The organism is Pseudomonas sp. UBA2684 (assembly GCA_002354655.1).
Classification (GTDB): domain Bacteria; phylum Pseudomonadota; class Gammaproteobacteria; order Pseudomonadales; family Pseudomonadaceae; genus Aquipseudomonas.
Window position 1 is genome coordinate 48,788 of sequence record DELY01000010.1, and the last position, 14,574, is coordinate 63,361.

12 protein-coding genes are annotated in these 14,574 nt (G+C 62.6%); 3 read left to right on the forward strand and 9 right to left on the reverse strand.

Annotated features, from left to right (window positions below; translation table 11 throughout):
- Positions 1-34: 34 nt before the first annotated feature.
- Together B3M58_RS05175 and B3M58_RS05180 are read right to left on the reverse strand one after the other, a co-directional pair.
- Complete coding sequence (locus B3M58_RS05175) at positions 35-1,825, reverse strand: acyl-CoA dehydrogenase C-terminal domain-containing protein (RefSeq protein WP_296217500.1); 1,791 nt, start codon at positions 1,823-1,825, stop codon at positions 35-37.
- A complete protein-coding gene (locus B3M58_RS05180; RefSeq protein WP_296217501.1) occupies positions 1,822-3,090 on the reverse strand; it encodes a 3-hydroxyacyl-CoA dehydrogenase in 1,269 nt (422 codons plus the stop codon). The genes B3M58_RS05175 and B3M58_RS05180 overlap by 4 nt, the downstream gene beginning before the upstream one ends.
- A gap of 101 nt (positions 3,091-3,191) precedes the next feature.
- Between B3M58_RS05180 and B3M58_RS05185 the strand changes: the two genes are divergently transcribed.
- Positions 3,192-4,091 carry a LysR family transcriptional regulator gene (locus B3M58_RS05185; RefSeq protein ID WP_296217502.1) on the forward strand — a complete coding sequence of 300 codons (900 nt, stop codon included), beginning with the start codon at positions 3,192-3,194 and terminating at the stop codon, positions 4,089-4,091.
- 59 nt (positions 4,092-4,150) lie between these two features.
- Here B3M58_RS05185 and B3M58_RS05190 read toward each other — a convergent pair whose 3' ends face one another.
- Positions 4,151-4,309, reverse strand: a complete 159-nt coding sequence (locus B3M58_RS05190) for a hypothetical protein (RefSeq protein ID WP_296217503.1) — start codon at positions 4,307-4,309, stop codon at positions 4,151-4,153.
- A gap of 199 nt (positions 4,310-4,508) precedes the next feature.
- A complete protein-coding gene (locus tag B3M58_RS05195) occupies positions 4,509-6,002 on the reverse strand; it encodes a flavin-containing monooxygenase (protein ID WP_296217504.1) in 1,494 nt (497 codons plus the stop codon).
- A gap of 273 nt (positions 6,003-6,275) precedes the next feature.
- On the opposite strand from B3M58_RS05195, the gene B3M58_RS05200 reads away from it, so the two are divergent.
- Positions 6,276-6,743 (forward strand): hypothetical protein, encoded by a 468-nt coding sequence (locus B3M58_RS05200; protein ID WP_296217505.1) that lies wholly within the window; start codon positions 6,276-6,278, stop codon positions 6,741-6,743.
- 317 nt (positions 6,744-7,060) lie between these two features.
- Here B3M58_RS05200 and B3M58_RS05205 read toward each other — a convergent pair whose 3' ends face one another.
- A complete protein-coding gene (locus B3M58_RS05205; RefSeq protein WP_296217506.1) occupies positions 7,061-7,804 on the reverse strand; it encodes an SDR family oxidoreductase in 744 nt (247 codons plus the stop codon).
- Between the two features lie 141 nt (positions 7,805-7,945).
- Here B3M58_RS05205 and B3M58_RS05210 point away from each other — a divergent pair, with 141 nt between their 5' ends.
- Entirely contained in the window at positions 7,946-8,851 is a 906-nt protein-coding gene (locus B3M58_RS05210) for a LysR family transcriptional regulator (RefSeq protein WP_296217507.1), read from the forward strand.
- A gap of 356 nt (positions 8,852-9,207) precedes the next feature.
- On the opposite strand, the gene B3M58_RS05215 is transcribed toward B3M58_RS05210, so the two are convergent.
- From B3M58_RS05215 to B3M58_RS05230, 4 genes are all read right to left on the reverse strand, one after another.
- Positions 9,208-9,549, reverse strand: a complete 342-nt coding sequence (locus B3M58_RS05215; protein WP_296217508.1) for a cupin domain-containing protein — start codon at positions 9,547-9,549, stop codon at positions 9,208-9,210.
- A 698-nt stretch (positions 9,550-10,247) separates the two neighbouring features.
- Positions 10,248-10,673, reverse strand: a complete 426-nt coding sequence (locus B3M58_RS05220) for an HPF/RaiA family ribosome-associated protein (RefSeq protein ID WP_296217509.1) — start codon at positions 10,671-10,673, stop codon at positions 10,248-10,250.
- Positions 10,674-10,775: 102 nt separating this feature from the next.
- Positions 10,776-12,713: a RecQ family ATP-dependent DNA helicase gene (locus tag B3M58_RS05225; RefSeq protein WP_296217510.1), complete on the reverse strand. Its 1,938-nt coding sequence runs from the start codon at positions 12,711-12,713 to the stop codon at positions 10,776-10,778.
- A 276-nt stretch (positions 12,714-12,989) separates the two neighbouring features.
- Entirely contained in the window at positions 12,990-14,531 is a 1,542-nt protein-coding gene (locus B3M58_RS05230) for a phosphoenolpyruvate carboxykinase (protein ID WP_296217511.1), read from the reverse strand.
- Positions 14,532-14,574: the final 43 nt, after the last annotated feature.

Sequence of the window (14,574 nt, forward strand, 5' to 3'; positions counted from 1 at the left end):
TCGCCAGCAAGCTGGCTTCTACAAAGGTCCGCGGTTAAAACGCAAAGCTGCCTTCATCCATGGCCATCAGGCACGCCGCACCGCCGAGCAGAGCTTCGCGATGGCCGCTGGCGCGCGGCAATACGCGGCGCAGGTAGAACTGCGCACTGTGCAGCTTGGCCTGGTAGAACGCCGCGTCGCCGCGCCCTTCGTCCAGGGCATCCTGCGCCCGCGCGGCGGCTTGCAACCAGAAGCCGGCCAGCAACACATAGGCCGAATACTGGAGGAAGTCCACCGAGCAGGCGCCGATCTCTTGCACATCGCGCTGGCTGGCGGCGATCACCGCCGCGCTCAGTTCGCGCCATTCGCCCAGGCGCACCTGCACGGTTGTGGCCAACGCGGCCAAGGTCGGACGGCCAACCTGCGCATCGCACAGCTCGTTGAATTCGGCCTGCAACGCCGACAGCTCGGCCCCACCATCACCGAGCACCTTGCGACGGATATAGTCCAGCGCCTGGATGCCGTTGGTGCCTTCATAGAGTTGAGTGATGCGGCTGTCGCGCATCAGCTGCTCGATCCCCCACTCGCGGATAAAGCCGTGGCCGCCGTAGACCTGCACCGCATGGCTGGCGGCTTCCTGGCCCATATCGGTAAAGAAGGCTTTGACGATCGGGATCAGCAGCGCCGCGCGCTTGCCGGCGGCCTTGCGCGCCGCCGCATCTGGGTGGCCGTGCTCAAGGTCGAGCTGGCGCGCGCAATACACCGCGAGCATGCGGCTACCTTCGACCAGGCTCTTCTGGGTCAGCAGCATGCGCCGCACATCCGGGTGAACGATGATCGGATCAGCCGCCTTGCCCGGCTCGGCTGGCCCGCTCAGCGCCCGCGATTGCAAACGCTCGCGGGCATAACGCAGCGCACCCTGAAAGGCCGCTTCGCCTATCCCTAAGCCCTGCAAACCGACCTGAAAACGCGCGTCGTTCATCATGGTGAACATGCCGGCCAGGCCCTGATTAGCTTCACCGATCAGCCAGCCAGTGGCGCCGTCGAAGTTCATCACACAGGTGGACGCGCCCTTGATGCCCATCTTGTGCTCGATGGCACCGCAGGACAGCGCGTTACGCTCGCCGGGCATGCCGTCGGCCGCCGCAATAAATTTCGGCACCAGCAATAGGGAAATGCCCTTCACCCCGGCCGGTGCGTCCGGCAGGCGCGCCAACACCAGGTGGATGATGTTTTCCGACAGATCCTGCTCGCCGCCGCTGATAAAGATCTTGCTGCCGCTGACCTTGAAGCTGCCGTCCGCCTGCGCCTCGGCCTTGGTGCGCAGCAGCGCCAGGTCGGTGCCGGCCTGCGGTTCGGTCAGGCACATGGTGCCGGCCCACTGGCCGCTGACCAGCTTGTGCAGGTAGGCGTTTTTCAGCGTCTCGCTACCGTGCTTGTACAGCGCCAGCACCGCGCCTTCGGTCAACCCGGAATACACCCGGAACGACAACGAAGCGCCCATCAGCATCTCGTGAAAGTTGCACGCCAGCATCTGCGGCAGCGCCTGGCCGCCATACTCACTCGGCCCGGTCATGCTCGCCCAGCCGTTATCGACATACTGCCGGTAGGCCTCGGCAAAACCATCCGGGGTGCTCACCTGGCCGTCGCGCAGTTGGCAACCCTGCTCGTCGCTGTTGCGATTGAGCGGTGCCACCACCTCGGCGGCGTAACGCGCGCCCTCTTCCAGCACGCCGTCGATCAGCTCGCGATCGAGGCCGTTGCCGAGCAGTCCGCAGTGGCCGCTGATATCGAACAGTTCGTGCAGCACAAAGCGCATATCGCGCAGCGGCGCTTGATAGCTCATACCCGGCCCTCCTGCACGTCGGATACCCGCATGTCGGCTACCCGCATGTCGGCAAAGCGCTGACCGCTGCTGGCCAGTTTTTCAAGCAGTGCTGCCGGCTGCCAGTGGCTACCGAAATGGCTTTGCAGGTCCTGCAAACGGCCGAGGATATCTGCCGCGCCCTGGCTATCGGCCCAGGTCATCGGTCCACCCTTGTCGGCCGGGAAGCCATAGCCGTTGAGATAGACCAGATCGATGTCGTGGCTGTTGGCGGCGATATTCTCTTCGAGGATCTTCGCGCCCTCGTTGACCAGCGCCAGCAGGCAGCGTTCGAGGATTTCCTCGGGGCCAATCTCGCGGCGAGCAAAACCCAGCTGCTCGGATACCTGCAACACCAGCGCATCCACCTCGGGATCATGCTCGGCCTGGCGGCTGCCTTCGGCGTAGCGGTAATAGCCCATGCGCGCCTTCTGGCCGAAACGACCGAGGCCGCACAGGCGGTTATCCACCTGCACCGCCGGATCATCCTGGCCCTTGCCGGCCAGCTCACGGGCGCGCCACTCCAGGTCGATGCCAACCACGTCGTACATGCGGAACGGGCCCATGGCGAAGCCGAAACCCTGCAGTGCGGCGTCGACCTGATGCGGATAGGCACCTTCGAGCAGCAGCATGCGCGCCTCGCGCACATACGTGTGCAGCATGCGGTTGCCGATAAAACCGTCACAGTTGCCGGCCACCACACTGACCTTGCCGATGCGCCGACCCAGAGTCACCGCCGCCTCCAGCACCGCCGGGGCGGTCTGCGCGCCACGGACGATTTCCAGCAGCTTCATGATGTGCGCCGGGCTGAAGAAGTGCAGGCCCAGTACCTGCTCAGGGCGCTGGGTGACGGCGGCAATCGCGTCGATATCCAGCGCCGAGGTGTTGCTGGCGAGGATCGCACTCGCCTTCAAGGTGGCGTCGAGCGTGCGGAAAATCTGCTGCTTGAGCTCAAGGTTCTCGTACACCGCCTCGATCACCAGATCGGCGTCGGCCAGCGCAGCGTAATCGCCCACCGGAGTGACGCAGGCCAGGCGCGCAGCCGCCTGCTCGGCGCTGATCCGCCCCAGCTTGAGGTTGTGCGCATTGGTCTCGGCCACCACGCCCATGGCCTGCTCGAGCATCTGCGGGTTGTTGTCCAGCCACAGCACCTGAATGCCGGCGTTGGCCAGGCTCATAACGATACCCCGGCCCATGGTGCCCGCACCGATCACGGCGGCCTGCTGAACCTCGAATGCCTTGCTCATGCCCACGCCTCTATCTGGTTGCCGAAGAAAATTCGCCAACCACCATAAGCAAGGCGTTACTATTTTTGAAATTTAGTCTTGTGATACTTCGTATTCAGCCAATGAATATCTCCAATTTCGATCTGAACCTGCTGCGCATACTCGACGCCCTGCTGCGCGAGCACAACGTGTCGCGCGCCGCCGAGCGGCTGGCGTTGAGCCAACCCGCGGTGAGCAATGCGCTCAACCGCCTGCGCGTGCTGCTCGACGACCCACTGCTGGTGCGCGTTGGCCGCAGCATGCAACCGACGCCGCGCGCCCTGGCCCTGGAGGCGCCGATCCGCGCCGCCTTGCAGCAAATCGAACAGAGCCTGACGGCCGGCGAAGCCTTCGATCCGGCGAACAGCCGCCAGCGCTTTCGCATCGCGGTCACCGATTACGTCGAGCTGATCTGCATGCCGCGCCTGCTCGAACAACTGAGCCAGCAGGCGCCCGGCATTCGCATCGACATCCGTCACCTGAGCCCGAACCTACCCGCCGACGCATTGGATAAAGGCGAGTTGGACCTGGTACTCGGCCGCTTCGAAGAGCTGCCCACGCGTTTCGAGCGCCGCCATTGGATGAGCGAAACCCTGCAACTGGCGGTGCGCCAGGGGCATCCGCTGATCGCGGGCGAACTGGATTTACAGGGGTTTCTGCAACTGCGCCACTTGTGGGTACACGGCGGGCAAACGCGCGGCATGGTCGACCAATGGCTCGCTGAACAGGGGCTGAGTCGCGAGATTCTCTACACCACGCCGAACTACCTACAGGCTGCGCATATCGTCGCCAGCAGCGAGTTGGCGGCGGTGCTGCCCAGTCAACTGGCGCGCCACTTCGCCGCGCTGCTACCACTGCAATTGTTCGAGTTGCCCTTCGCGCTCGGGCCGTTCCACCTGGACGTGGTCAGCCTGGCCCAGCGCCAGCGCGATGCGGCGCTGCAATGGTTGATCGAACAGATCGTCGCCATCGGCCGAGCCTGACACTCGGCCGCTACAACGCACTAAGCCGGCAACGCGGAGGCGAACTTAGTCACGGGAGTTCACAGCGCGCCTTCGCTGATCAGCATGCCGTGCAGTACCAGGCAGGTTCTCCGGCCGAGTTGCAACTTCAACGGGCTGCGCTCGGCGATTACCCAGCCGTTGCTGAGCAACTGCTCGATATGCGCACGTAACGCCGGGAGGGAGCGTTGTTCTTTCATGGCCGAGTCCTTTCACTGCCGAGGGAGGGGTTAGCGCAGGCGGCTGGCCAAAGCGCTTATCCGTGATAACGCGTCGCAAAGGATAATGGCCTTGTGCCTGCTGGCAAAGCGCGATTTGCTCCCATGCTGTAGCCGATAGCCACCAAACGCCTATGGCATTTGGCTTACACAGCCCCGACAGCGCCTACGCCGCCACTGCTTAGCTCACCGCGCTGGCCGTTCCGGCATGTTCAGTGCGTTGCGGCGAGGTGAACGCCAGGTAACCGTCCTCGACCTTGCCGTAGCGCAGCAATGCCAGGTCGAGCAGGTAGTTCTGGTAGAGCTTCCACGGCGCGCGGTCGCCCTGGGTGGGAATCTTGTCGGCAGCGCGCTTGATGTAGCCGGACGCCAGATCGAGAAACGGCGCCTCCTTGACCTGGCGCTGGGTATCGCGCGGGGTGCATTGGCGCATGCCGATGGCATCCATGTGGTTGATCAAACGGCAGAAGTACTCGCTGGACAAGTCGGCCTTGAGCGTCCAGCTGGCATTGGTGTAACCCAGCACCACGGCGGCGTTGGGCAGATCGCGCAGCATGATGCCGCGATAGCCCATGCTCTTGGCCGCATCGAACGGCACGCCATCCACCGCCACCTGCATGCCGCCGAACAGCTGCAACTCCAGCCCCGTGGCGCTGACGATCACATCGGCCGGCAGCTCCTTGCCGGATTTCAGGCGAATGCCCTTGGCGGTGAAACCGTCGATATGCTCGGTCACCATCGACGCTTTGCCCTGGCGCAGCACCTTGAACAGATCGCCGTCCGGCACCACGCACACACGCTCATCCCAGGGTTTGTAGCGCGGGCTGAAATGCCGCATGTCGAAACCCGCCCCCAACTGGCGCTTGGCCTGGCCGAGCAGCAGCTTGCGCACCAGCGTCGGCAAGCCCTTCGCCAGTTTGTAGAAGCCCAGCTGAAAAGCCACATTGCGCGTGCGCGCCAACCGGTAGACCACGGTGGCGGGAAGCCAACGCCGCAGGAAATTGGACAGCCGATCCGCCTGCGGCAGGCTCACCACATAGCTCGGCGAACGCTGCAACATGGTCACGTGCCGGGCCTTGGCGGCCAGCGCCGGCACCAGGGTCACGGCGGTGGCACCGCTGCCGATCACCACCACATTCTTGTCGCGGTAATCGAGGTTGTCTGGCCACAGCTGCGGGTGCACGAACGCGCCCTGAAATAGCTCGCGGCCCTTGAAGTCAGGGGTATAGCCCGCCTCGTAGCGGTAATAGCCGGTGCACATCAGCAACTGATTGCAGCTCAGGGCGATCGGTTCGCCGCCATCGCCACGCTGCACCTGCAACGTCCAGCAGGCGGTTTCGCTGCACCAGTCGGCCTTGAGCACCTGGTGCTGGTAACGAATCTTGCCGTCGATGCCGTTTTCCCGCGCGGTGTCCGCGATGTAACGGCGGATCGACGGGCCGTCGGCAATCGCCTGCGGGTCGGTCCAAGGCTTGAAGTTGTAGCCCAGGGTGAACATGTCCGAGTCGGAACGAATACCCGGATAGCGAAACAGATCCCAGGTGCCACCCAAGGCGGCGCGGCCCTCCAGAATGGCGAAGCGCTTGTTCGGGCAATGCTTCATCAGGTGATACGCCGCGCCGACGCCGGAAAGGCCAGCGCCAACAATCAAAACGTCCAGGTGTTCCGCAGACATGGGCTTCCTCGCTCGGGTTTGGGCGCGCGGCAGCAACCGCGGGCCACGCATGGCCGCCAGATTCACTGCCGAGGCGCGCGTTGTCATCCACCTTTCGTACTGCGCCAGCACAGTTATGGCTCAGGCTCGGGCAAAAGGCGCGAAAAGACCGGCACCCCACCACATAACCGGATGAACGTACCCACCACGGCATCGCCACGCCACACAAAACAGCCCGAGTCAGGGCGAAAATAGTCTTTGCTTGCTGGATAAGCCTTACGCACAGGAATCGACATGACCCTCGCCACCTGGGAACTGCTGTCCTACATCGTCACCGTGGTAGCGCTGCCCTTCGCGATTGGCGTGTTCCTCTTCGAGCAGCGCAAAGAACGCGCAAACGAGGAAGACGCCACCTGGCAACAGATCTCCGATGCCTACATCGACTTCCTCGAAGTGGTGCTGGCCAACCCCGACCTCAAACTGCGCAGCCAGTACGCCACGCCCGACCTCAGCGACGAACAACACGAGCGCATGCTGGTGATCTTCGACATGCTCATCTCACTGTTCGAGCGCGCCTACCTGCTGATTTTCGACACCGACATGACCGAAAAACGCCAACGCCGCTGGCACTCCTGGGAGGACTACATGCGTGAATGGAGCCGACGCGAAGACTTCCGCGCACGCCTACCGGAACTGCTGCGCGGCGAAGACCCGGACTTCGCCCAATACATCAAACGCCTGGCGGAGGAGGAAGCGCGCTAGAGCGCCCGTCTTATTAGTTGGTTTGCGCAGGCTGGCGTAGCGCGTAGCGAAACCCAGTACGTGCCGACCCTGGCCGCGCAAGCGCATATGTTGGGACTAGAAAAAACCAATCAGCGTCCAGCACTAACTTCCCAATCACCGATCCCTGGTCCGATTGCTCATGCGGGGCCTGCGCTTCGGCCATCTTGTAGCAGTGCGGGTTCAGCAGGGGCTTGAGCAGGCCTGCTTCAGCCAGGCGTCCATCTGCTCGATCTTCATCACGTATTCCTGCTCCTGCAGGCTTGACAGCAAAGGCGCCCGCAGGCGCCTTGCTTGGCTTAGAACTCCTGCACCGTCGGGCGCAGCACGATCTCGTTGATGTCGACATCGGCAGGCTGCTCGATGGCGAAGGCGATAGCGCGGGCCACCGACTCGGCGGGAATGGCCTTCTGGTAGAAGTCGACCACGAAATCGCGGCTGGCCTGGTGGGAGCTGCCGAACTTGAGCTCGGAATCGACGGCACCCGGCTCAATGGTGGTGGTCCGAATGTGGCCGCCAACCTCATGGCGCAGCCCCTCGGAAATGGCGCGGACCGCGAACTTAGTGCCGCTGTAGACCGTACCGCCCGGGCTGAATACTTTCAGGCCGGCGACCGAAGCAATATTGATGAAATGACCGCTGTTCTGCTGCTGGAACACCGGCAGTGCGGCCGCAACCCCATACAGCAGCCCCTTGATGTTGATGTCGATCATACGGTCCCACTCGTCCACGCGCCCTTCGCTCAGCGGGGCGATGGCCATCAGGCCTGCGTTGTTGACCAGCACGTCGAGGCGGCCGAAGGTGTCAACCGCGCCCTGGATCAGCGCCTTGATGTCATCCTGGGAGGTGACATCGGTCTGGTAGGCCACCGCTTGGCCGCCGGCGGCCACCAGCTCTGCAACCAGCGCATCCAGTTTGTCCTTGCGACGCGCCGCTAGGACGACACGTGCCCCCTTAGCCGCCAGATGACGGGCCGTGGCCTCGCCCAGACCGCTGCTGGCGCCAGTGATGATCACCACTTTTCCAGAAATGTTGTTGCTCATGCTGCGAACCTCGTCGTGACAGGTTGGATGGCGCCGGGAGATGTCCCTGGCCTGTGAGCACAGTAGACCCACAGCAAATCTCAATAAATGGAAATGTTTGGATTAAGCTATTCCTAATTCAGGAACATAAAGGAGTAACCCATGCTCAATCGCATGGAGATGGTCAGGATCTTCTGCACGGCCGCCGAGTCCGGCAGCTTCCGCGCAGCCGCCACCCGCCTGGGCATTTCTCCGCAGGGGGTCACGCGCGCCGTTCAGGCGCTGGAGGCCGAGTTGGGCGAGCTGCTGTTCCACCGCAATACCCGCCAGGTGCACATTACCGCCTTTGGCCAGGGCTATGCGCAGGAAGCCCGCGCGGCCCTGGAGCACTTCGATACACTGTTCCGCTCACACCGCAGTGAACCCGAGCTTTCAGGCCGTATCGGGATTACCGCACCGCAAACCATTGGCCGACGCTACCTGATTCCGTTTCTGCAGCCGCTGATGGCGGCTCATCCAGATCTGCAGTTCCACCTGCGGCTGGAGGACCAGATGACGGACTCGGTGGAGGCTCAGATCGACATCGGTATCCGGGTCGGGTTGATACGCGACCGTCGCTACGTTGCGAAGGCACTTGCACCCGTGCCCATGCATGTGGTTGCCAGCCCGGAACTGATCGACCGGAGCGGCGTGCCGCGCTCGATTCAGGCGCTGGACGCCTGTCCGCTGTCGGCGTTGATCGACCAGCGCAATGGCAGACCCTGGCCGTGGCTGTTTGCCGACGGCCAGAGCTTCAGCCCCCGGCAACCGGTGCTGATCTGCGACGACGCCGATACAGAGCTGGAGGCGATTCTGTCCGGCGCCTGCTTTGGCCAGATCCCCTCCTACCTGGCCAGCCCCCTCGTCCGCAACGGCAGACTGGTAAGGGTGCTGGACGACCTTGCCCCGCCGCCCTGGGACCTGTTCATCTATCGCCCACAGCAGGGGCCCGTACCGCGTCGGGTGCGCCTGGTGTTCGATCATCTGACTGACGCATTTCGAGACCCGCAACGTTTTCCTTGCAGCTGAGTTACAGCTGGAGTTGGATCAGCTCAATAATTGAGTCGAAGGCATTGAGCATAAAGGTCTCGGGCTGCTGTATCCGTACATCGTCCCAATAACGGAAGCGTTAATGCCGTTGGCTGGTGATGAGCGAACGGCTTGATCCACCTTGTTAGGCCAGTGAATACCGCGAAGCGTTGGTGATTGGTTTAGCACCAGGCGGCGTAGTCAAAGGCTGGGTAACAAGCACCTGCGGGAAACTAATAGAAGTGTTTCATGCTCAAGCTGAGATTGAGCCTAAGGGACCACACGACACACAGCCGCCTAGCCAACGAAAAGCCCGCTGCGTGCGGGCTTTGGGTGTTCTTCACAGCGCGCATGCGTCAGGCAAACACGAAGTATTTGCGCACCGTTTCCACCACTTCCCATGTCCCTTGCATGCCCGGTTCGACGATGAAGATGTCGCCGGCTTTCAGGTGGATCGGCGCCTGACCGTCCGGGGTGATGATGCAGTAGCCTTCCTGGAAGTGGCAGTACTCCCATTTCTCGTAGGCGACGCGCCATTTGCCGGGGGTGCAGATCCAGGTGCCCATGATTTTCTTGCCGTCTTCCGAGGTGTAGGCGTTGAGGTTGACGGTGTGCGGGTCGCCGGCGATGCGCTCCCACTTGCAGGCGTCGAGCAGCGGTACGGGGGTGGTGTCGCGCAGTACGGTGATCGGTTGCATGGGTGCTCCAGGGCAGCGGGTTGAAATAACCTCGCGTAGCCTAAAGCCCTTGGGCGATGCGCAACTGTCTGTAGTCGACGCCCATCTGCCTGGAAACGCACGGGGCACCGGGTATGAGCGCGGTGCTGGCAAAGCGGTTATGCAGGTTTGAGCAGAGGGGCCATGGCGTTATGACTAACCCCACTAAGCTCTCCGGTTTTTTTGGCGTACTCTGAAATCAAGGTAGGCAGCGAGGAGGACTCCATCCGATGATGATCAGTGGCACTGCGAACCTCCTACTAAGCACCCGCGTCATCCCGCACGCTGGCCAAGTCGCTAACATCCGGGAGCACGTGTAACTGTGAGGCAGATGACTCAGGCCGTGGATGCCGGCCAACAGTATATGAACACGCAAGACCGCGCAGATTGCGCGTAGCCGCAGCAAGCGTATGGATAAATCGCACACAGTCACCGCAGTTGAACGTCTACCTGACTCCGAGCCAGGACAGCCATGGCGCTGACCAACAGCGTTCGAACTGCAACAACTGGGCGAACCTACGCAGCACTCTGGAATCGACCAGGCGGCGCGTAACGTAAACCCGGAGCCCAACAGGGCACCAACTGGTTAAGGCCGAGACGATGGCTGGCAATCACCAGCACCGCCTCGGCCGATACCTCATCCGCCGTTCAACATCTTTCGATTAGCCGGGAAAAGGGCATTAGTCCTTGCCCATGGCTTCCTGCTTGGCGAGAAACTCTTCCTGCAACAACGCTTCGGTGACTTGCTCGGGCTCTGCGCTCAGCAGCGGATCGTCGAGATGCCCGGTCGAGACCACTTTGGCTTCAAGCTTGCCGGTCAGGTGATCGAGCGCATGACGCATTTTTTCCGCCGCGCCTTCCACTGCCAGGTCCAGCGATGAGGCTTTGTGGCTGACGGAAACGGCTTGGTGGCCCTTGGGCCGCGCCTCGATCTGGCAGCGTTTGTCATCGGCGCCGGATTTTGAGCCATTTTCGTCGCTGAGGTGCACTTCCACCCGTGTCAAAAAGTCTTCAAAGCGCTCCAAGCGCCCCGCCACTGCCGCGGCCACCCACTCCTGAAGCCGTGCACTGCCTTCGATATGGTTGCTGTTCACATGAACTTGCATGGTGTTCCTCATTTCTGACGGGCTTGTAGGTTCGAGGCCGCGACACCACCAAGGTTCCGGAGGACGCTGGTGAGCCGCGGTTCTTGCACGGGTGCGGCGCCGTTATAGCTGCTGGGTAGCCCAGTTGCGCACCTCGGCATAGGGGTAATTATCCAGCGCGGCAAAACCTGGGATGGTGCGCGCCTTGAGCTTAGTGAACAGCGGCACGCTGATGCCGCAGAGAAAACGCGTGAGGCATTCGGCACTCGGCGCGTGGTTTTTCATTTGCGCATGCCGCTGGATAAAACTGCCGCACAGGCTGTGCAGGTCGTGTTCGGCCAGCGCGCGCAGTGGCGGCGGCGCGGGCAGGTGAGCGACTTGACCGTGGCACACCGAGCAGTGGCCGCAGCGCACTGGCGCGTGCGCGTCACCGAAGTAGGCGGCCAAGCGCTGGCTCAGGCACTGCTCGGTGGCGAACAGCGCGAGCATGGCGTGGATGCGCCGGATCTCGCTGTCTTCCTGCTGCTTGAAGTAGGCATGCAATTCGGCGCTGAGCACGGCGGGCTCGAAGCTCGGGTCGAGCAGCGCATAGACATCGGTCATCTGCTTGCTTTCCAGCTCGATCCAGCCTTTTTCCTGGAAGTAGTCCAGCGCCTTGACCACCCGCCCGCGCTCGGCCTGATGCTGCTGGTAGAGCGCGTCGAAGTCCACGGTGCACCAGGTGCGCGCGCGTTGCGAGGTGGCGATCACGCCTTCGACGAACTGCCGCCGCTCGCCGTCGAACTTGGCCAGCAGCGCCTCGGGTTCGAGCAGGAACTTGAAGCGGTATTCGGCGAAGTAGGCGTAACGCGGGGCGATGATGCCGCGCAGCTCCAGCTGCACCAGCAGGGTTTTCAGCGGCAGCTGGCGGATATTGCTCTGCTCGGACAAGGCGTTGAGCATCAGTTCCCACTGGCCATCGCTCGCCTGATCCGCGGCCTGCAACAATTCGTCGAGCACGCAGCGGATGCCGGCCAGCTCGGGGGTGTCGCCATAGACGAAGTTTTCCAGCACGTTGAGGCTGTCGCGGTTGGCCAGCACCAGGCAGTCGGACGGCTGACCATCGCGCCCGGCGCGGCCGATTTCCTGGCTGTAGTTCTCGATGGATTTCGGCAGGTCGAAATGCACCACGTTGCGAATGTCGCTCTTGTCGATGCCCATGCCGAAGGCGATGGTGGCGACGATGCAGTTGATCTGTCCGGCCATGAACCGGCGCTGGATCGCCTCGCGCGCCTCATGGGCCATGCCGGCGTGGTAAGCACTGGCGGCGATGCCACGCTGGCTCAGGTGTTCGGCGATCTGCTCGGCGGTTTTCTGCTGGGTGACGTAGACGATGCTCGGCTGATCGGCCTTGGCGGCCAGCCACTCGACCAGCCGCCGCTGCTTGTTAGCGCCGCTGACCGGCTCGACCAACAGGTTGAGGTTGGCCCGGTAGAAGCCGGTGGTGACCACGTCTTCTGCGGCGATGGCGAACTTGGCCTGCATGTCGGCAATCACCGGCGGCGTGGCGGTGGCGGTGAGCAGCAGCACCTGGGGAATGCCGAACTGGTGCTGGTAGTCGGGCAGCTTGAGGTAGTCGGGACGGAAGTTATGGCCCCATTCGGAGATGCAGTGCGCTTCGTCGATCACCAGCAGGGAAATCGGCACCTGAGCGATAAACGTGCGAAAGCGTTCGTTTTTCAGGCGCTCGACCGAGATCATCAGAATCTTCAGCTCGCCGGACTTCGCCTTGGCCATGGTGGCGCTGGCGTCTTCGCGGCTTTGCGCCGAATCGATGCTCGCCGCGCTGATGCCGTGTTTGTGCAGAAACGCGAGCTGATCCTGCATCAAAGCCAGCAGTGGCGAGACCACCAGGGTCAGGTGTGGCAGGTGCAGCGCCGGCAGTTGGTAGCACAGCGACTTACCCGAGCCGGTGGGAAAGATCGCCGCCGCCGAGCGCCCGGCGAGCACGGCGTTGACCACCGCCTCCTGGCCGGGGCGTAGCTGCTGAAAACCGAAAACGCGTTCGAGTGTTGCGTACATGAGCTGTCACTCCGTTGACCGCCGAATGGCCGATGACCATAACGCGGCCGGCATATGTTGGATATAACGTTGCGCACGTAGACGTCGAGCTCGCGGCTAAAGCCCCTCCCACCCGATGTGGTGCAGTCAGGACTACTCGGCATCGCCGCTTATACCGTGGGAGGCGCTTTAGCGGCGATGCTTCGTCACGACAGCACCACCCAGCCACTCCCATAACCTGCACGGGTGAAATACAAAAGCCGCCCGAAGGCGGCTTTGTCGTTCAGAACACTCGGCTTACAGCTGCGGGCCAGCGTTCTTGATGGCGTCGCTGACATCGAACTTCTTGAAGTTGTCGATGAACAACGTGGCCAGGCCTTTGGCGGCTTCGTCGTAGGCGTTTTTGTCTGCCCAGGTGTTGCGCGGGTTGAGCAGGTTGGTTTCAACGCCCGGCACCGACTTAGGCACGCTCAGGTTGATGATCGGCAGTTGCTCGGTTTCGGTACCGATCAGCGCACCGCTCTGGATCGCTGCGATCACGCCACGGGTAGTCGGGATGTTGAAGCGTTTACCCACTCCATACCCGCCCCCTGTCCAACCAGTATTGACCAGGTAGACCTTGGAGCCGAAACCGCGGATACGCTTGATCAGCAGCTCGGCGTATTCGCCAGCCGGACGCGGGAAGAACGGCGCGCCGAAGCAGGTGGAGAAGGTCGACTTGATGCCGCCGCCGCTGCCCATTTCGGTGGAACCGACCAGCGCGGTGTAGCCGGAGAGGAAGTGGTAGGCCGCCTGCTCTTCGCTGAGGATCGATACCGGCGGCAGTACGCCGGTCAGGTCGCAGGTCAGGAAGATCACCGCATTCGGCTCGCCGCCGAGGTTTTTCTCGCTGCGCTTCTCGACCAGCTCCAGCGGATAGGCCGCGCGGCTGTTCTGGGTCAGGCTGTCGTCGGCGTAGTCCGGTACCCGGTTTTCGTCGAGCACCACGTTTTCCAGCACGGCGCCGAACTGGATGGCTTTCCAGATCACCGGCTCGTTCTTCTCGGACAGGTCGATGCACTTGGCGTAGCAACCGCCTTCGATGTTGAACACCACGCCAACGCCCCAGCCGTGCTCGTCGTCGCCGATCAGGTAACGGCTTTCGTCGGCCGACAGGGTGGTTTTGCCAGTGCCGGACAGACCGAAGAACAAGGTCACGTCGCCGTCTTCGCCGATGTTGGCGGCGCAGTGCATCGGTAGCACGTCGGCGTCCGGCAGCAGGAAGTTCTGCACGCTGAACATGGCTTTCTTCATTTCACCGGCGTAACGCATGCCGGCGATCAGAACCTTCTTGGCGGCGAAGTTGAGGATCACGCAGCCGTCGGAGTTGGTGCCGTCACGCTCCGGTACGCACTCGAAGTTGGCGACGTTGAGTACTTGCCACTCGTCTTTGCCAGCCGGGTTGTACTGCTCCGGGTTGATGAACAGGCAACGGCCGAACAGGTTCTGCCAGGCGGTGGCGGTGGTCATCTTGACCGGCAGGTAGTGCGCCTCGGCAGAACCTACATGAACGTAGGAAACGAAGCTGTCCTGCGCGTCGGAGAACGCCTGCACGCGGTCCCACAGGGCATCGAATTTGTCGGCCGGGAACGGACGGTTGATCGCGCCCCAGGCGATTTTCGCCTCGGTGCTCGGCTCTTGCACGATGAAGCGATCCGCCGGCGAACGACCCGTGCGGTGGCCGGTGCGCACGACCAGCGAGCCGTTGGCGGCGAGTTCGCCTTCGCCACGACGGAGGGCTTCTTCGACCAGTTGGGCGGCGCTGATGTCGGTATACACGGCGTTATTGGCTTGCGTCATGTGAGTCCCCGTCGGCGAGTGGGCCGAGTCTTCCAAACGTTTT